The sequence below is a fragment of the Mesorhizobium neociceri genome, from assembly GCF_013520985.1.
GTDB classification, from domain to species: domain Bacteria; phylum Pseudomonadota; class Alphaproteobacteria; order Rhizobiales; family Rhizobiaceae; genus Mesorhizobium; species Mesorhizobium neociceri.
On record NZ_JACDTY010000001.1, the window covers coordinates 386,024 to 402,880 of the forward strand.

The 16,857-nt window shown below is 63.1% G+C and carries 18 protein-coding genes; 12 read left to right on the forward strand and 6 right to left on the reverse strand.

Annotation, left to right across the window (positions count from 1 at the left end):
• The first annotated feature begins 3 nt into the window (after nucleotides 1-3).
• Genes hydA through H0241_RS01695 form a run of 3 tightly spaced genes read left to right on the forward strand, consistent with a single transcriptional unit; the run spans nucleotide 4 to nucleotide 2,221 of the window.
• Entirely contained in the window at nucleotides 4-1,455 is a 1,452-nt protein-coding gene (hydA, locus tag H0241_RS01685; protein ID WP_181055695.1) for a dihydropyrimidinase, read from the forward strand.
• Between the two features lie 2 nt (nucleotides 1,456-1,457).
• Complete coding sequence (locus H0241_RS01690; RefSeq protein WP_181055696.1) at nucleotides 1,458-1,829, forward strand: hypothetical protein; 372 nt, start codon at nucleotides 1,458-1,460, stop codon at nucleotides 1,827-1,829.
• A 17-nt stretch (nucleotides 1,830-1,846) separates the two neighbouring features.
• A complete protein-coding gene (locus tag H0241_RS01695; protein WP_181055697.1) occupies nucleotides 1,847-2,221 on the forward strand; it encodes a hypothetical protein in 375 nt (124 codons plus the stop codon).
• Nucleotides 2,222-2,238: 17 nt separating this feature from the next.
• On the opposite strand, the gene H0241_RS01700 is transcribed toward H0241_RS01695, so the two are convergent.
• A complete protein-coding gene (locus H0241_RS01700; protein WP_142865483.1) occupies nucleotides 2,239-2,643 on the reverse strand; it encodes a cupin domain-containing protein in 405 nt (134 codons plus the stop codon).
• 116 nt (nucleotides 2,644-2,759) lie between these two features.
• On the opposite strand from H0241_RS01700, the gene H0241_RS01705 reads away from it, so the two are divergent.
• Genes H0241_RS01705 through H0241_RS01725 form a run of 5 tightly spaced genes read left to right on the forward strand, consistent with a single transcriptional unit; the run spans nucleotide 2,760 to nucleotide 7,106 of the window.
• On the forward strand, nucleotides 2,760-3,551 hold the full coding sequence (locus tag H0241_RS01705) for an ABC transporter ATP-binding protein (protein ID WP_181055699.1): 792 nt from the start codon (nucleotides 2,760-2,762) through the stop codon (nucleotides 3,549-3,551).
• Complete coding sequence (locus H0241_RS01710; RefSeq protein WP_407941707.1) at nucleotides 3,544-4,065, forward strand: endonuclease domain-containing protein; 522 nt, start codon at nucleotides 3,544-3,546, stop codon at nucleotides 4,063-4,065. The genes H0241_RS01705 and H0241_RS01710 overlap by 8 nt, the downstream gene beginning before the upstream one ends.
• Nucleotides 4,066-4,944 (forward strand): ABC transporter permease, encoded by an 879-nt coding sequence (locus H0241_RS01715; protein WP_181055701.1) that lies wholly within the window; start codon nucleotides 4,066-4,068, stop codon nucleotides 4,942-4,944.
• Nucleotides 4,941-6,095 (forward strand): ABC transporter permease, encoded by a 1,155-nt coding sequence (locus H0241_RS01720; RefSeq protein ID WP_181055702.1) that lies wholly within the window; start codon nucleotides 4,941-4,943, stop codon nucleotides 6,093-6,095. Before H0241_RS01715 ends, H0241_RS01720 begins: the two co-directional genes overlap by 4 nt.
• Nucleotides 6,096-6,134: 39 nt before the next feature.
• A complete protein-coding gene (locus H0241_RS01725; RefSeq protein ID WP_181055703.1) occupies nucleotides 6,135-7,106 on the forward strand; it encodes an ABC transporter substrate-binding protein in 972 nt (323 codons plus the stop codon).
• 52 nt (nucleotides 7,107-7,158) lie between these two features.
• On the opposite strand, the gene H0241_RS01730 is transcribed toward H0241_RS01725, so the two are convergent.
• A complete protein-coding gene (locus H0241_RS01730; protein ID WP_181055704.1) occupies nucleotides 7,159-7,617 on the reverse strand; it encodes an Lrp/AsnC family transcriptional regulator in 459 nt (152 codons plus the stop codon).
• Nucleotides 7,618-7,739: 122 nt separating this feature from the next.
• On the opposite strand from H0241_RS01730, the gene H0241_RS01735 reads away from it, so the two are divergent.
• Together H0241_RS01735 and H0241_RS01740 are read left to right on the forward strand one after the other, a co-directional pair.
• Complete coding sequence (locus H0241_RS01735) at nucleotides 7,740-9,023, forward strand: cystathionine gamma-synthase family protein (protein WP_181055705.1); 1,284 nt, start codon at nucleotides 7,740-7,742, stop codon at nucleotides 9,021-9,023.
• A gap of 161 nt (nucleotides 9,024-9,184) precedes the next feature.
• Nucleotides 9,185-9,628 (forward strand): CHRD domain-containing protein, encoded by a 444-nt coding sequence (locus H0241_RS01740; RefSeq protein ID WP_181055706.1) that lies wholly within the window; start codon nucleotides 9,185-9,187, stop codon nucleotides 9,626-9,628.
• Nucleotides 9,629-9,851: 223 nt separating this feature from the next.
• On the opposite strand, the gene H0241_RS01745 is transcribed toward H0241_RS01740, so the two are convergent.
• From H0241_RS01745 to H0241_RS01755, 3 genes are all read right to left on the reverse strand, one after another.
• Complete coding sequence (locus tag H0241_RS01745; RefSeq protein WP_181055707.1) at nucleotides 9,852-11,501, reverse strand: thiamine pyrophosphate-binding protein; 1,650 nt, start codon at nucleotides 11,499-11,501, stop codon at nucleotides 9,852-9,854.
• Nucleotides 11,498-12,673: a CaiB/BaiF CoA transferase family protein gene (locus H0241_RS01750; protein WP_181055708.1), complete on the reverse strand. Its 1,176-nt coding sequence runs from the start codon at nucleotides 12,671-12,673 to the stop codon at nucleotides 11,498-11,500. The genes H0241_RS01745 and H0241_RS01750 overlap by 4 nt, the downstream gene beginning before the upstream one ends.
• 80 nt (nucleotides 12,674-12,753) lie before the next feature.
• Nucleotides 12,754-13,686 carry an alpha/beta fold hydrolase gene (locus tag H0241_RS01755; protein WP_181055709.1) on the reverse strand — a complete coding sequence of 311 codons (933 nt, stop codon included), beginning with the start codon at nucleotides 13,684-13,686 and terminating at the stop codon, nucleotides 12,754-12,756.
• Nucleotides 13,687-13,909: 223 nt separating this feature from the next.
• On the opposite strand from H0241_RS01755, the gene H0241_RS01760 reads away from it, so the two are divergent.
• Both H0241_RS01760 and H0241_RS01765 read left to right on the forward strand, forming a co-directional pair.
• Nucleotides 13,910-14,863, forward strand: coding sequence for a ribonuclease T2 family protein (locus H0241_RS01760; protein WP_407941708.1), 954 nt, complete (start codon nucleotides 13,910-13,912; stop codon nucleotides 14,861-14,863).
• Nucleotides 14,864-14,922: 59 nt separating this feature from the next.
• The gene (locus H0241_RS01765) at nucleotides 14,923-15,537 is read left to right on the forward strand and encodes a hypothetical protein (RefSeq protein ID WP_181055711.1); all 615 of its coding nucleotides are present in this window, start codon (nucleotides 14,923-14,925) and stop codon (nucleotides 15,535-15,537) included.
• 15 nt (nucleotides 15,538-15,552) lie between these two features.
• On the opposite strand, the gene H0241_RS01770 is transcribed toward H0241_RS01765, so the two are convergent.
• Entirely contained in the window at nucleotides 15,553-16,836 is a 1,284-nt protein-coding gene (locus H0241_RS01770) for a GGDEF domain-containing protein (RefSeq protein WP_328824591.1), read from the reverse strand.
• Nucleotides 16,837-16,857 lie beyond the last annotated feature (21 nt).

Here is a 16,857-nt window from a genome sequence, read left to right on the forward strand (position 1 = left end):
AAAATGACCAAAGTCATCCGAAACGGTACCATCGTCACCGCCGATCGCACCTGGAAGGCCGATGTGCTGATGCAGCACGGCAAGATCGTCGCCATCGGCTCGAACCTGCATGGCGACCATGAGTTCGACGCCACCGGCTGTTACATCATGCCGGGCGGCATCGATCCGCACACCCATCTCGAAATGCCGTTCATGGGCACCTATTCGGCCGACGATTTCGAATCCGGCACGCGTGCGGCGCTCTCTGGCGGCACGACCATGGTGGTCGATTTCTGCCTGCCGGCGCCGCAGCAATCGCTGCTCGAGGCCTTGCAGATGTGGGACAACAAGACCTCGAAAGCGTCGTGCGACTACTCCTTCCACATGGCGATCACCTGGTGGGGCAAGCAGGTGTTCGACGAGATGGCCACCGTCGTCGACAAGGGCATCACCTCGTTCAAGCACTTCATGGCCTACAAGGGCGCGCTGATGGTGGATGACGACGAGATGTATGCGTCGTTCCAGCGCTGCGCCGATCTCGGCGCGCTGCCGCTGGTGCATGCCGAAAACGGCGACGTGGTTGCGGCGCTGTCGCAGAAGCTGCTCGCCGCCGGCAACAATGGCCCCGAGGGTCATGCCTATTCGCGGCCGCCGGAAGTGGAAGGCGAGGCCACCAACCGCGCCATCATGATCGCCGACATGGCCGGCGTGCCGCTCTATGTCGTGCACGTCTCGTGCGAGCAGAGCCACGAAGCCATCCGCCGGGCCCGCCAGAAGGGCATGCGGGTGTTCGGCGAGCCGCTGATCCAGCACCTGACGCTGGATGAGAGCGAGTATTTCGACAAGGACTGGGACCATGCGGCGCGCCGCGTGATGAGCCCGCCTTTCCGCAACAAGCTGCACCAGGATTCGCTGTGGGCCGGCCTGCAAGCGGGATCGCTGCAAGTGGTGGCGACCGACCATTGCGCCTTCACCACCAAGCAGAAGCGCAACGGCGTCGGCGATTTCACAAAAATCCCGAACGGCACCGGTGGGCTCGAAGACCGTTTGCCGGTGCTGTGGACCACCGGCGTCAACACCGGCCGGCTGACCATGAACGAGTTCGTCGCGGTTACCTCGACCAACATCGCCAAGATCCTCAACATGTATCCGAAGAAGGGCGCCATCGTCGAAGGCGCGGATGCCGACATCGTGGTGTGGGATCCCAGCGCCAAGAAGAAGATCACGTCGAAGAAACAGCAGTCGGTGATCGACTACAACGTCTTCGAGGGCTTCGAGGTGACCGGCCTGCCGCGCTTCGTGTTTTCGCGCGGCGAACTGTCGATCGAGGAAGCCGAGGTCAAGGCCAAGCCCGGCCATGGCGAGTTCGTCGCCCGCGAGCCGAACGCGGCGGTCAACCGGGCGCTGTCGACCTGGAAGGACATTACCGCCCCACGCAAGGTGGAACGCACCGGCATTCCGGCGACCGGGGTCTGAGGTTGCGGAGCTCCGCAGCGCTCATCTCACTGGTCGTGGCGACCGTCATTGCCGGTCCGGCAGAAGCGGCCAGCGCGCTGGTTGGCTCCTGGGGCAACGATGCCGGCTGCGTCGTGGCAAATGCCGGTTACCAGGACGGCGACGATTATATCGTGCTGACTGCCGAAGGCATCGAGACCTATGGCAGTGGCTGCCGGTTTGCGCAGCAATTGACCTCGGCGCCGGGTACGCAATCGCTTGATGCAACCTGTTCCGCCGAGGGCGAGGCGGGGACGACGGCTGAAACCGTGGTGGTCACCAACAGGGGCGAGGGTGGTTTCTTCGTGACCATTCCCGGTCTTGAGGAGATGGGGCCGCTGCAGCCTTGTTCATGATTTTTGGGGGAATGAGCATGCGTGGTTTTAGGCTGTCTGTTGCGATGCTTGTCGTTCTGGCCGGTCAGGCTTCGGCGGCAGGGATCGACCTGTCGAAACCATACGGCGACAAATATGGCTGCATCAACCGGAACGGCCAGGAAGTCGCTGCCGATCAGATGCTGCTTTTGACCGACAAGGAATTGGTCACCGCCGCCAGCGCCTGCACCTTCACGCAGAAGCAGGCGCAGGCTAATGGTTCGCTGGTGGTGACAGCAACCTGTGAGGCGGAAGGCGAAGAGGGACAGGAGCCTACCAAGTTCACCATCGAGCGCAGCGCGAAAAGCCCCAAAAAGCTGACGATCGCCGACGAAGACGGCAACGTCATGGGCGAAGTCTCGCGGTGCAAATGACGGCGATCCCGCCAGTGTCAGGCGACCAGCGCATCCAGTTCCGGCAGCAGGACGACGCTTTCCTGTTCGTTGGGATCGGTGCGGGCAATGACGGCCGAGGATGGAGCGTTGCTCAGATTGGCCGGCAGATGCGGCACGCCTGCTGGGATGTAGAAGAGGTCGCCGGCCTTGACGACGATGTGATGCTCCAGCCGGTCGCCATACCAAGTGTGGACCTCGCCAGAGAGCACGTAGATTGCCGTTTCATGGCTTTCATGCAGGTGCGCCTTGGCGCGGGCGCCGGGCGGCAGGGTGAGCAGATGCATGCAGATGCCGGAGGAACCGACCGTTTCGGCGGCAATGCCGGCGAAATAGGTCAACCCCTGCTTGCCTTCATAAGTGCTTTCAGGGCGGATAAGGTGACAAGTGGGTTTCGGCGACATCGGCAAGGCTCCGGGCGTCGGTTGAGTGGGATTGGACGAGTGGAAAACAACATCAACGCAAATGCAACGGCATTTCATCCTGCGCAGCAGCGGCTGCGAGAGGCAGGCCATAGCCAATGACGGGAACCTCGCCAGCCGTTGTTTCGGCAAGCAAACTTGGCCTTACCTTTCAGACCAATGACGGTCCGGTACAGGCGCTCTCCAATGTCGACCTGACCATCGGCAAGGGCGAGTTCGTCTCCTTCATCGGCCCATCGGGCTGCGGCAAGACCACCTTGCTGCGCGTCATCGCCGATCTGGAGAAGCCGACTTCGGGCACCATCTCCGTCAACGGCATGACGCCGGAGCAGGCGCGCGAGAAACGCGCCTATGGCTACGTCTTCCAGGCGGCAGCCCTTTTCCCGTGGCGCACGATCGAGCGCAATGTGGCGCTGCCGCTGGAGATCATCGGCCTCTCCAGGGCCGAGCAGGCCGAGCGCATCAAGCGCACAATGGAGCTCGTCAACCTCTCCGGCTTCGAGAAGAAATACCCCTGGCAGCTTTCCGGCGGCATGCAGCAGCGCGCCTCGATCGCCCGCGCGCTCGCCTTCGATGCCGATCTTCTGTTGATGGACGAGCCGTTCGGCGCGCTGGACGAGATCGTTCGCGACCATCTCAATGAACAGCTTCTGGAACTGTGGGCGCGGACCAACAAGACAATCTGCTTCGTCACCCATTCCATCCCCGAGGCGGTGTATCTGTCGACGCGCATCATCGTCATGTCGCCGCGCCCGGGCCGGGTCACCGACATCATCGAATCGACACTGCCGAAGGAGCGGCCGCTGGATATCCGCGAGACGCCGGAGTTTCTGGCGATCGCGGCACGCGTGCGCGACGGCTTGAGGGCAGGGCATAGCTATGATGATTGAGGGGGCGGAGAACGAGGCTCCTCCTCTCCCCATCGGGGAGAGGGTGGCCGGAGCGAAGCGGAGGTCGGGTGAGGGGGCGGCGCCGACGGATCCGACCAAGAGAAATGTCGGGGCAACCTCTCGTGCCCGAGAGCTACGGTTTGACGAGACAAAGGCCGAATATCGGCTTTGGGGTGAGTTACGGGGCCGTCACCTCAACGGCTACAAGTTCGTAAGGCAAGTGCCACTCGGGCCGTTCTTCGCCGACTTTCTCTGCCGCGAGAAGAGCTTGATCGTCGAAATCGATGGCAGCCAACATGCCGAGTCCCTGACTGATGAAAGCAGAACAACTTGGCTGAACAGCCATGGTTATTCTGTTCTTCGCTTCTGGAATCACGAGGTTCTGGCGGAACGGCGGGCGGTTCTGGATACGATCTTAGCCGTGCTTGAGGGTCAGATACACTCCCCCTCACCCGCCCTTCGCTTCGCTCCGGCCACCCTCTCCCCGGTGGGGAGAGGAGAAGGGGAGCGCTAGATGGACACCTTCCGCGACAAGCTCGTCCCAGTTACCTCCATCCTCCTGGGCGTGGTGGTGCTCTGGTACATCTTCGCCGTCATCCTCAACGCGCCGTTCCAGCGCGATCTCGACCGCCGCGCCAACGAAACCCACGGCACCGTCGAATTCATCGGCAAGACGCTGTCGCAACCAAAGCCGACGCTGCCGGCGCCGCATCAGGTGGCGGTGAATTTCTTCGAGAACACCTTTCTGCGGCCCATCACCTCCAACCGCAGCCTCGTCTACAATGCCTGGGTGACGCTGTCGTCGACGCTGCTCGGCTTTGCCTTCGGCACGGCGCTCGGCATCATCATCGCGGTCGGCATCGTGCATGTGGCGACGCTCGACCGCAGCCTGATGCCGTGGATCATCGCCTCGCAGACGATTCCCATCCTGGCGGTGGCGCCGATGATCATCGTGGTGCTGGCGGCGATTGGCGTCACCGGTCTCATCCCGAAGGCGATGATATCGACCTATCTGTCGTTCTTTCCAGTGACGGTGGGCATGGTGAAAGGCCTGCGCTCGCCGGAGATCATGCATCTCGACCTGATGCATACCTACAATGCCAGCGCCTCGCAGACCTTCTGGAAACTGCGCGTGCCGGCATCGGTGCCGTTCCTGTTCACCTCGATGAAGGTCGCGGTGGCGGCAAGCCTTGTCGGCGCCATTGTGGGCGAACTGCCAACGGGCGCTGTCGCCGGCATCGGCGCCAAGCTGCTCGCCGGCGCCTATTATAGCCAGTCCATCGATATCTGGTCCGCACTTGTGGCTGGCTCGGTGGTGGCTGCGCTGCTGGTCATGGTGGTCGGTATAGCCGGGCGCCTCGTCGACCGCGCCATGGGCGGGAGGCCGGCATGAACTGGCTGAAGCCATCCTGGCAAGCGGTGCTGGCCATTCTCCTGTGTCTTGTCGCTCTGGCGCTCGGCGCGATGTCGAAGCCGGAAGCGGCAGCACTTGCAGATCCTGCGGCCAGCTTCGACTACCCCTATTTTGGAATAAAGACGCCGATGATCGGTCTGGCCGTGCTGGCGGGGCTGATCTCAATGCTCAGGATTTCGTCGCTGGCGGAGGCCGTGGTGCTGTTTGTCGGCGCCCACCTCGTCGCCTGGATGCTGATTTCAGGCATTGCCGGTTTCGAGGGCACGGCATTGGCGCCGTATTTCCTGCTGCTCGCGGCCGCCTGGCTGCTTGCATGGCGCTGCGTGGCGGTGCTGTCGGGGCTTCGGCCGATGGCGAAAGGCGTCCGCATGGCGCTGCGCCTGATCATCCCGGCGATCTTCGGCGCCTGGATTCTGATCATCTGGGAAGCGGTCACCCGCGGCGCCGGCATTCCCTTCATCCTTTTGCCGCCGCCGAGCGCCATCGGTGCGCGTATCGCCAGTTCCCTGCCGGTGCTCGGCGCCGATGTGCGGCAGACCATCTTCAAGGCGGTGATCTTCGGTTATGTCGTCGGCAGCGGCGCCGGCTTCCTGGTGGCCATCGCGGCCGACCGCGTGCCGTTCCTGCGGCGCGGGCTGTTGCCGATCGGCAATATGGTCTCGGCGCTGCCGATCATCGGCGTCGCACCGATCATGGTGATGTGGTTCGGTTTCGACTGGCCGTCCAAGGCGGCTGTAGTCATCATCATGACCTTCTTCCCGATGCTGGTGAACACGGTCGCAGGCCTTGCCGCATCCGGCCATATGGAGCGCGACCTGATGCGCACCTATGCGTCGGGCTACTGGCCAACGCTGTTGAAGCTCCGGCTGCCGGCCGCCGCGCCCTTCATCTTCAACGCGCTGAAGATCAACTCGACGCTGGCGCTGATCGGCGCCATCGTCGCCGAATTCTTCGGCACGCCGGTTGTCGGCATGGGCTTCCGCATCTCGACCGAGGTCGGGCGGATGAACATCGACATGGTCTGGGCCGAAATCGCAGTTGCAGCACTGGCGGGTTCGGTCTTTTATGGCGTGGTCGCTCTTATCGAGAGAGCCGTCACGTTTTGGCATCCCTCTGTCCGTGGTGGATAGGGCGGTGGGTTTTGGGTGTTAACTTCAGAGGGTAAAAACATGAAAAGACTGATTATTCCAGTTCTGGCCGGCGCGATGTCGCTGGCTGCGTTCCAGGCTATGGCCGCCGACAAGGTGACCTTGCAGCTGAAATGGGTCACGCAAGCCCAGTTTGCCGGCTACTACGTCGCCAAGGCCAAGGGTTTCTATGAGGCCGAAGGTCTCGACGTCGACATCAAGCCGGGCGGTCCCGACATTGCGCCGGAGCAGGTGATTGCGGGCGGTGGCGCCGACGTCATCGTCGACTGGATGGGCGGGGCGCTGGCCGCGCGCGAAAAGGGTGTGCCGCTGGTCAACATCGCCCAGCCGTTCAAGAAGGCCGGCATGGAACTGGTCTGCCCGGCAGACGGCCCGATCAAGACCGAAGCCGACTTCAAGGGCCATACGCTTGGCGTCTGGTTCTTCGGCAACGAGTATCCGTTCTACGCCTGGATGAACAAGCTCGGCCTCAAGACCGAAGGCGGGGCGGACGGCGTCACGGTTCTCAAGCAGAGCTTCGACGTGCAGCCGCTGATCCAGAAGCAGGCGGACTGCATTTCGGTCATGACCTACAATGAGTACTGGCAGCTGATCGATGCCGGCTACAAGCCGGAGCAGCTGACCGTGTTCAACTACTCGGCGATGGGCAACGACCTGCTCGAGGACGGGCTCTATGCCTCGGAAGACAAGCTCAAGGATCCGGCCTTCGAGGACAAGATGGTGCGTTTCGTGCGCGCCTCGATGAAGGGCTGGAAATACGCCATCGACAACAATGACGAAGCAGCAGGCATTGTCATGGACGGCGGTGGCCAGGACGAGAACCACCAGAAGCGGATGATGAGCGAAGTCGCCAAGCTGATCGACAATGCCGACGGCAAGCTCGACCCGGCGACCTACGAGCGTACCGCCAAGGCGCTGCTCGACCAGAAGATCATCACCAAGGCGCCGACCGGCGCCTACACCACGGCCATCACCGACAAGGCGATCAAATAAGTCTGGCTGTCTAATATTCTGATCTTCAGAACGGCGCCTCCGACAAAAAATGTCAGAGGCGCCGTTCCTTTATGGTGTTCATGACGAAGCTGGTTTCGATCGAGGCGACGCATTTCAGCCGCGCGATCTTTTCCTTGATGAAGCGCTCGTATTGGTCGAGGCTGCCGGTTACCACTTTCAGCACATAGTCGCGCGATCCGGTGACGAGGTGACATTCCAGCACTTCTTCCCAACCGCGGATCGCCTCCTCGAACATGACGATCTCGTCCTCGTTCTGGCGGCTGAGCCGGACGGTGGCGATGGCGACCATGCTCCAGCCGAAGGCGGCCGGATCGACAAGCGTGGTGTAGCCCCGGATGATGCCGGCTTCCTCCAGCCGCCGCACGCGCCGCAGGCAAGGCGACGGCGACAGGCCGATGCGTTCGGCCAGCTCGTTGTTGGTGATGCGGGCGTCGGCCCGCAATTCACGCAGGATTTTAAGGTCGAAATCGTCGGCTATCTTCTGCTGCAATTTTGGCCACTCCAGGCAATTTGTTGCCGGGATGCAGCCATGGGAGGCCGAAAATAGCAAGGACTGCGCGAAGGGGATCGCATAAATTGCCGCGCAACATCCCTCAAAAAGGCAGGAAAACCATGACCGCGCCGCGCCCGTCGAAAACCCACATCGGCAACCACAAGCTCCATCCGGAGACGCTGATGCTGAGCTATGGCTTCGATCCGCAGCTTTCGGAAGGCGCTGTCAAGCCGCCGGTGTTCTTGACCTCGACCTTCGTGTTCAAGTCGGCGGAAGAGGGACGCGACTTCTTCGACTACACGTCCGGCCGCAAGGAACCGCCGAGCGGCACGGCATCGGGCCTGGTCTATTCGCGCTTCAACCATCCCAACTCAGAGATCGTCGAGGACCGGCTGGCGGTCTATGAGGGGACCGATGCCTGCATCCTGTTTTCGTCGGGCATGTCGGCGATCGCGACGACGCTGCTCGCCTATGCCCGCCCGGGCGATGTCATCCTGCATTCGCAGCCGCTTTACGGCGGCACCGAGACGCTTTTAACGCGCACGCTGTCCGGCTTCGGCATTGGCGCCGTCGGCTTTGCCGACGGCGTCGACGAGAAGGCGGTGCGCTCGGCTGCCGATGCTGCCGTGGCGAAGGGGCGCGTCTCGGTCATCCTCATCGAGACGCCGTCGAACCCGACCAACAGCCTGGTCGATATCGCGCTGATCAGGAAGATTGCCGACGAGATCGGCGGCAAGCAAGGGTCAACGCCGATCGTCGTCTGCGACAACACGCTGCTCGGCCCGGTGTTCCAGCGGCCGATCGAACATGGCGCCGATGTCTCGGTCTATTCGCTGACCAAATATGTCGGCGGCCATTCCGACCTGATCGCCGGTGCTGCCATGGGCAGCAAGGCAGTGACGAAGCCGATCAAGGCGCTGCGCGGCGCCATCGGCACGCAGCTCGACCCGCATTCCTGCTGGATGCTCGGCCGCTCGCTGGAAACGCTTTCGATCCGCATGGAGCGGGCCAACGACAATGCGCGGCTCGTGGCCGAATTCCTGCGCGACCATGCCAAGGTCGAGAAGGTGCATTACCTGCCGTTCCTGGGCGAAGATACGGCTGCGGGCCGCGCCTACAAGGCGCAATGCAGCGGCGCCGGCTCGACGTTCTCCTTCGACATCAAAGGCGGAGAGAAGGCCGCCTTTGCCTTTCTCAACGGGCTGCAGATCTTCAAGCTGGCGGTGAGCCTCGGCGGCACGGAGTCGCTCGCCAGCCATCCGGCGGCCATGACCCATTCCGGCATTCCCTTCGACGTGCGCCAGCGCATCGGCGTGCTGGAAACCACGGTCAGGCTGTCGATCGGTGTCGAGCACCCGGACGATCTGATCGCCGACCTGACGCAGGCGCTGGCGGCGGTCTGACGGCAGCTCTTCTGGAACTGGAAAAGGGCGATCGCCCCCTTTTTTGTTTTCCCAGTCACAAAACCGTGTGCGGGGAAACAATGCGCCGCCCAGCCGTTTCAGTTGAGGCATGCGCGCGCCGGGGGGCCGCGACGCATGTGACATGCAATCGGAGGTTCTTCATGCGCGCACAATCCTTCCTGCCAGTGCTTTCGGCTCTGGCCGTCTCGGCCGCTTTCCTGTTCGCATCCCCGGCCATGGCCGAGGTCGTGAAATACAAGGCGACGCTCGATGGCAGCCAGCAAAGCCCACCCGTCGCCACAAAGGGCAAGGGAACCGCCACTCTCACATTCGACACCACCAAGAAGAAGCTTAGCTGGAACGTCAAATATTCCGGCCTCAGCGGGCCGGCGACGGCTGCGCACATTCATGGCCCGGCGGCGATGGGTGCAAATGCTGCTCCCGCTATCCCGTTCAAAGGCAAGCTCAAGAGCCCGATCAAGGGTTCGGCCGAGCTGACCGACGCGCAGGCCGCCGACCTGGCTGCTGGCAACTATTACGTCAATGTCCACACCGCCGCCAATAAGGACGGCGAGATCCGCGGCCAGATCGAGGCGGCGAAATAGGGGCGGACAGAATAGCGATTGTCGGCGGGACAGCGCCCCCCTCTGTCCTGCCAGACATCTCCCCCACATGGGGGGAGATCGGATTTTGCGACTGCTTTCGCTAATTTTCAGCGCTGCAAAACAGAGAACCGGCACCGGTGAAGGCCAATCTCCCCCAAGTGGGGGAGATGTCCGGCAGGGCAGAGGGGGGCGCGAAGGAACTCGGCTTACGCTCTTACCGTTCTCAGCTCTTGTCGCGGATTTGCGTCATCGTCCGGGTGGGCGTGATCGCTTCGGGATCGAGCTTGATCTCGACGATCGCCGGCTTGCCGCTGGCGCGCGCGCGTTCGAAGGCGGGCGCAAAATCGGCTGTCTTCTCCACCGTCTCGCCATGGCCGCCATAGGCGCGGGCAAGCGCCGCAAAGTCGGGGTTCTTCAGATCGGTGGCGACGACGCGGCCGGGATAGTCGCGCTCCTGGTGCATGCGGATGGTGCCGTAAATGCCGTTGTTGACGACGATGACGATGATCGGCAGGTCGTATTGCACGGCGGTGGCGAATTCCTGCCCGTTCATCAGGAAGCAGCCGTCGCCGGCAAAGGCGATCACGGTGCGGTCGGGATGGAGCGCCTTGGCGGCGACCGCGGCCGGCGTGCCGTAGCCCATCGAGCCGGAGGTCGGCGCGCCTTGCGTGGCGAAACGGCGGAAGCGGTGGAAGCGATGCACCCAGGTGGCATAGTTGCCGGCGCCGTTGGTCAAAATGGCGTCGTCGGGCAGCACCTTTTCCAGGTAATTCATGATCGGTCCCATCTGGACCGGACCGGGGCCGCTTTCCGGCGGCGTCGACCAGTCGAGATAGGCGGCATGGTGCTTTGGCGCCTCATCCGCCCAAACCGGCGATCCCGAAGGTTTGCGCTTGGCAAAAGCTTCGACGAAGGCGGCTGGCGAGGCGTTGATCGCCAGCGTCGGACGGTAGACGCGGCCGAGTTCGCCGGCATCGGCATGAACATGGACCAGCGCCTGGTCCGGGTAGGGGCTCTTCAGCAGCGTATAGTCGGAGGACGGCATCTCGCCCATGCGCCCGCCGATCAGCAGCACGACATCGGCCTGCTTGATGGCGGTGGCCAGCTTCGGGTTGATGCCGATGCCGACATCGCCTGCATAGTTCGGGTGCAGATGATCGAACAGCATCTGGCGGCGGAAGGAGCAGCCGACCGGCAGCGACCAGGCTTCGGCGATGGTGCGCATCCGTGCCACCGCCTCCTCGTCCCAGCGTGTGCCACCGAGGATGACGAAAGGACGCCTGGCCTTGGCCAGTAGCGTCTCCAGCGCGTCGAGCTCGGCTTCGCCCGGGCGGGTTTCGACCGGCGTGTGCGGCAAGGCAGCTGGCGCTTCGACCAGGCTGGTCAGCATGTCCTCGGGGAGCGAGATGACGACGGGACCGGGGCGGCCGGAGGTCGCGACCGCAAAGGCGCGGGTGACGAATTCGGGGATGCGCGCGGCGTCGTCGATCTCGACCACCCATTTGGCAATGTCACCGAAGAACCTCTTGTAGTCGACTTCCTGAAAGGCCTCGCGCTCCTTGGCGTGACTGGCGACCTGGCCGATGAACAGGATGACGGGTATCGAATCCTGCATGGCAATGTGAATGCCGGCCGACGCATTGGTGGCGCCGGGGCCGCGGGTGACGAAGCAGATGCCGGGCTTGCCGGTCAACCGCCCCTGGCAGTCGGCCATCATCGCGGCGCCGCCTTCCTGGCGACAGACAATGGTGCGGATCTTGGAATCGTGCAGCGCGTCGAGCACCGCGAGATAGGATTCACCGGGCACGCAGAAGATGCGGTCGGTGCCGTTCGCTTCGAGTGCGTCGACAATCAATTGTCCGCCGGTCTTCATTTTCCAGACTTCTCCAGTTCGGCAAGGATTTCTTCGGTGTGTTCGCCAAGGCGCGGCGAGGGACGCTCATAAACCAGCGGCGTGCCGGACATCACCATCGGCGCGCGCACCGACGGCAGACGGTTGCCGTGGCCATCGTCGAGGTCGAGGCGCATGCCGCGCGCGATGGTCTGCGGGTCCGCAAACATCTGGCCGATATTGTTGATCGGGCTCGCCGGCACGCTTGCCGCCTCGAGTTTCGCCAGCAGCGGATCACGATCCCAGTTCTTGAGGACCTCGATCATGTGCTCGCGCAATTTCACCCGGCTGGCGACGCGGGCCGGGTTGGTGGCGAAATCAGGGTTCGCTGAGAGATGGTCGAGACCGACAGCGGCGCAGAATTTGGTAAACTGGCCGTCATTGCCGACCGCCAGGATGATGTGGCCGTCCCTGACCGGCACAACCTCATAGGGCGCAATGTTCATATGTGCATTGCCCATCTGCACCGGCGACTTGCCGGAGACGAGGTAGTTGAGGTTCTGGTTGCCGAGCGCCGAGATCTGGGTGTCGAACAGCGCCATGTCGATGTGCTGGCCGTCGCCGGTCTGCTCGGCGTGGCGAAGCGCTGCCTGAATAGCGATGACGGAATAGAGGCCGGTGAAGATATCGGAGATGGCGACGCCGGCCTTTTGCGGCTCGCGCCCGGCCTCGCCGGTGATCGACATCATGCCGGCCATGGCCTGGATGATGAAGTCGTAGCCGGCACGTGGCGCGTAAGGCCCGTCCTGGCCGAAGCCGGTGATCGAGCAGTAGACAAGCTTTGGATTGATCCCCTTCAGGCTCTCATAGTCGAGCCCGTACTTTTTGAGCCCGCCGAGTTTGAAGTTCTCGATCAGCACGTCGGCCGTGGCGACCAGCCGGCGCACCGTCTCGGCCCCTCCGGGCGTCGAGAAATCGACCGCGATGGAGCGCTTGCCGCGATTGCAGGAGTGGTAATAGGCGGCCGACAGGTTCTCGCCGTCATGGCTCATGACGAAGGGCGGACCCCATTTGCGGGTATCGTCGCCGCCATCGGGGCTCTCGACCTTGATGACATCGGCGCCGAGATCGGCCAGCAGCTGTCCGGCCCATGGCCCGGCCAGGATGCGGGCCAGTTCGATAATTCGGACGCCTTTCAGCGGAGGTTCAGCCATAAATCACCAGATGGGTCGGAAGTGCAGCCTCTATCAACACCCGATGCGGCTGTCACGAGCGTTGCGGTAGGCCAGTACGGTCACCGTTTGAGAACGCTGTCGGCCCAGGCAGCGAAATCGTTCATGACGGTGTCGCGGTTCACCTCGTTCAGGCTTTCGTGGCGGGTGTCGGCGTAAACCTTTGAAACCAGATTCGAAAAGCCCATCTTGCGCATGCGTTTGGCGAGATGATCGATGCCTTTGCCATAGTCGGAAGCCGGGTCTTTTTCGCCGCCGACGATGCTGACCGGGAGGTCGCGCCTTATGCTGGCAAATCCGCCATCCTTACCGCCATTCTGCGCCATCTGGACGACATCGTGCCACATCGAGATCGAGGCGTCCCAGCCGCAGAGCGGATCGGCGATGTATTTCGCCACCTCCGCCTCGTCGCGCGACAGCCAGTCGAACAGCGTCTTGTGGTTGGGCACCGCCTTGCCCCAGGCCTGGAAGGTGAGCCTGGGCAAGATACGCGAGGGAACGTCGGAGCCTAGCCGGAAGCGCTCATAGGCCAGGATAGCGAACGCAAGCTGTCCAAGCAGGCCAGCTGAGAAATTGCCGTTCCAGATCGCGGCGGCGTGGACGCGTGGCGAGTGCGCCAGGAGGTAGTTGAGCGCCACCGATGCACCCATCGAATGGCCGAACAGGATGACCGGCAGGCCGGGCTGCTCCTTCGCGATGAGATCGTGGACGGCGTCGACATCGGCGATCACCTTGGCGGGGCCATCGGTCCCGGCGAACCTGCCGAGCGGGGCATCGGGCGCCTTGGTCGCGCCGTGGCCGCGATGGTCGTGGACGTAGACATGGATGCCGCGCGGCGCGAGGTAGTCGGCGAAGCGGGCGTAGCGCGCGGCGTGCTCGGCAAGGCCGTGATTGATCTGGACGACCGCGCGCGGAGAGCCGCTCGCGTGCTTCACATAAAGGTTGAGCGTGGCCCCAGTTGGTGAGGCCAGCGTCGTCTGTCTGTCAAATGCCATGTCTCGCTCCCGTCGGCGACTGTTGGGCGACGGCGCGACCGACGTCAAGGGAGGTCGGGAAGCGCCAGCCGCACCTTGTGGAGATTGTTTTTGCGGCGGACGAAAGAAATCGTAATTCTGACATGTCGTACGTTTCTAGCTTGCGGCATTAAACGCTAGGAGTGCTGGAATGCGGATATCGGCGATATGGGCTGCGGTGTTGGTGGCGCTGGCCAGCGCAGGCATGGTGCAAGCCGATGTGAAGATGAGCGGCTCGTTCGTCGCCGATGCCGCATGTCCGGCGACACAGGCGATCAAGAGCGGCAAGAACCCGGGCAATGTTTCGACGACTGCCGGGCAAAGCTATGATCTCCTGGCCGGTAACAAGGATGCGCCGACGCATTACCTCATCCGCGTGCCCGGCGCCGATCCGGAGCGTCGCTGGGTCAAGATCAGCTGCGGCCATGTCTCAGGCGGTAGCGCCTCCACCCAGCCGGCGGCCCCAGCCGATCAGGGCAAGCCTGCAGCTTCGGGAAAGCCCGAATATGTCTTTGCGCTGAGCTGGCAGCCGGCCTTCTGCGAAACCAAGTCGAGCAAGCCCGAATGCCAGGCGCAGACGGCGGGCGGTTTCGACGCCTCGCATTTCACCTTGCACGGCCTGTGGCCGCAGCCGAACGGCAACTTCTATTGCCAGGTGCCGGCAAGCGACAAGGCCAATGACAATCCGGCCCACTGGGCCGACCTGCCGCCGGTCGATCTCGATGCCAATACGCGCGCCGAGCTCGATCAGGTGATGCCGGGCACGGCGTCCAAGCTCGAACGGCACGAGTGGATCAAGCATGGCACCTGCTATGGCAAGAGCCAGCAGGAGTATTTTGCCGAGGCGTTGAATCTGATGCGGGCGGTGAATGCCTCGCCGGTGCGTGAGCTCTTCACCAAGAATGTCGGCAAGCAGCTGACCTCGGACCAGATCCGCAAGGCCTTCGACAGCGCTTTCGGTGCCGGGGCAGGCGCGCGGGTGCGCGTCTCTTGCCTGGTCGATCCGTCGAGCGGCAGGCGGCTGATCGGCGAGCTGACGCTCGGCCTGACCGGCCCGATCGGCCCGAACAGTTCGCTGGGCAGCCTGATGCTTGCCTCGGCGCCGACGACCAAGGCCGGCTGCCCGAAGGGGTCGGTCGATGCGGCGGGGTTCCAGTAGGATATCCGTCTGTCGCTCGGCAGTGACGCGGTGATATGGTCTGGTCGGCGGGGGTGGCGATGAGTGGCATGACATCAGGCGCGCTGGCGCGGCTGGCTTTCTGGGCCAGGGGAATGACCGCAATCCAGGACGGCCGCATGGAGTGGCCTGGCTTTTCCTATACCGATGCGGAATGGGCGCGCATGCGCGCGCTTGCCGCGCCGATCGGGGCCGGCCACTACCAGCTGTTCACGATGGTCAATGCCGCGATTTTCATCGCCATTGCCGCGCTCGGCATCGCCTGTGTCTTCCTGCCGCTGGCAACCCTGTTGTTTCCGGTGCCGGCCGAGACCAGCGCGCTCAAATTCTCGGCTCTGCTGGCGGCGTGCGCCTTCCTGATCATCGGGCTAGGCCTGCCGGTCTCCATGCGCCTGTCGAGCATGTTTCTTACCTCCAAGGAGATGCGCGCCGGTCTTGTCGTGGAAGCCGGCGATGAGGCACTGGCGGCAAAAGTGTCTTGGCAGATCAACCGGATCATGCTCATCATGTGCGGCCTGCTGGTGCCGGGCATCCTGCTGTTCATCGCCTATGATATCGATGCCGGTCCGATCATCACCACGCTGAAATGGCTGGCGATCGTGCTGATGGCCGTCTCGGTTGCGGTCGGCGCGTTGCAGCAGCGTAAGCGGAGCTGACAGCGTCGGTGGGCGTCAGCCGCCGATGCCGCGTGTGAGTGTCCGCGCGCCAAAATCTTCGGCATCGTCCCTGGTTTCGCCGATGACGCGGTCGCGGCCGGTGGACTTGGCCTTGTAGAGACGTTCATCGGCAAGGGCGAAGAGATCGGCAAGCGAGCCGACCGCCTCGTTGACGGTGGCGACGCCGGCGCTGACGCTGATGTCGAAGCGGTTTGCGGACGCCTTGACGGCATTGCGGATGTTTTCGCCAAGCAATCTGGCGACCGGATGCGGTTGCGAACAGAGGATGGCGAACTCCTCGCCGCCGATCCTGAAGACCTGATCCTGCGCGCCGGCTGCCTGGGTCAGCACCTGGGCGATCGATCTCAGCACCCTGTCGCCTTCGGCGTGGCCGAAGCGATCGTTGATCGATTTGAAATGATCGACGTCGACGATCAACAGGCTGAGCGGCTGGGCCGCGCGCAGGCTGACGGCAACCGACTTTTCGCCATCGCTGTCAAAACGTCCCCTGTGCAACAGGCCGGTGAGGCCGTCGCGGCCGACATGTTCGACCAGGGCTTCGTAGCGCTCGCGGTAGGTCAAGGTGTCGAATACGTCGGACAATCCACGCGCTGCCACGACCTGTCGCGTCTCAAACCACCTGAGGTAGGCGACAAGCATGGCGCTGTAGGCAAAAGCGGCACCCATCTTGGCGAACCAACCGCCGAAAAAGACCGCGATCGGCGCGCCGGCGACGAAATGCAGGGCGGTGAAAAATCCGGCCTGGTCGAAGGTGAGCACACAGGCGACCGAAATCAGGATGCGGGTGAACTGCGTCTTGCGCAGGTAGCGCCCGAGCTTTTCGTAAAGCAGGATGATCAGGATGGCGTCGACGAAGAGCAGTGTCGTGCCCCACACCATCAGCCAGCCCATCTGGTCGATGAAGCCGATATCGGGAAGTTTGCCGCCGGAGAGGGCCGAAATGTCATGCAGGCGCAGGATCAGCACCAGCCCGATCATCAAGGCGTTGCCCAGCAGCAAGCCATAGATGGGCTGCCGTACCTTTGCCGCGTCCTCCTTCATGTAGAGCAGAAGCAGCATCACCAGCTTGCCGGAGAACAGCACCGCCGAACCCGGCGAGACCATGCCGAAGGGCAAAGCGACGTAGAAGACGCTGGCAAGATAGGTTTCGAGGAAATGCATGGCGCCGAGCGCGCAGACAAAGACGCCGAGACCGATGCGGTCCCTGAAGCGGAACAGCGTGACCATGACGCTGAAGTAGACGACCGCTTCGGCAAGGAGCAGGAAACTGTTCAGCACTGCCGTCGGTCCGATCTCTGT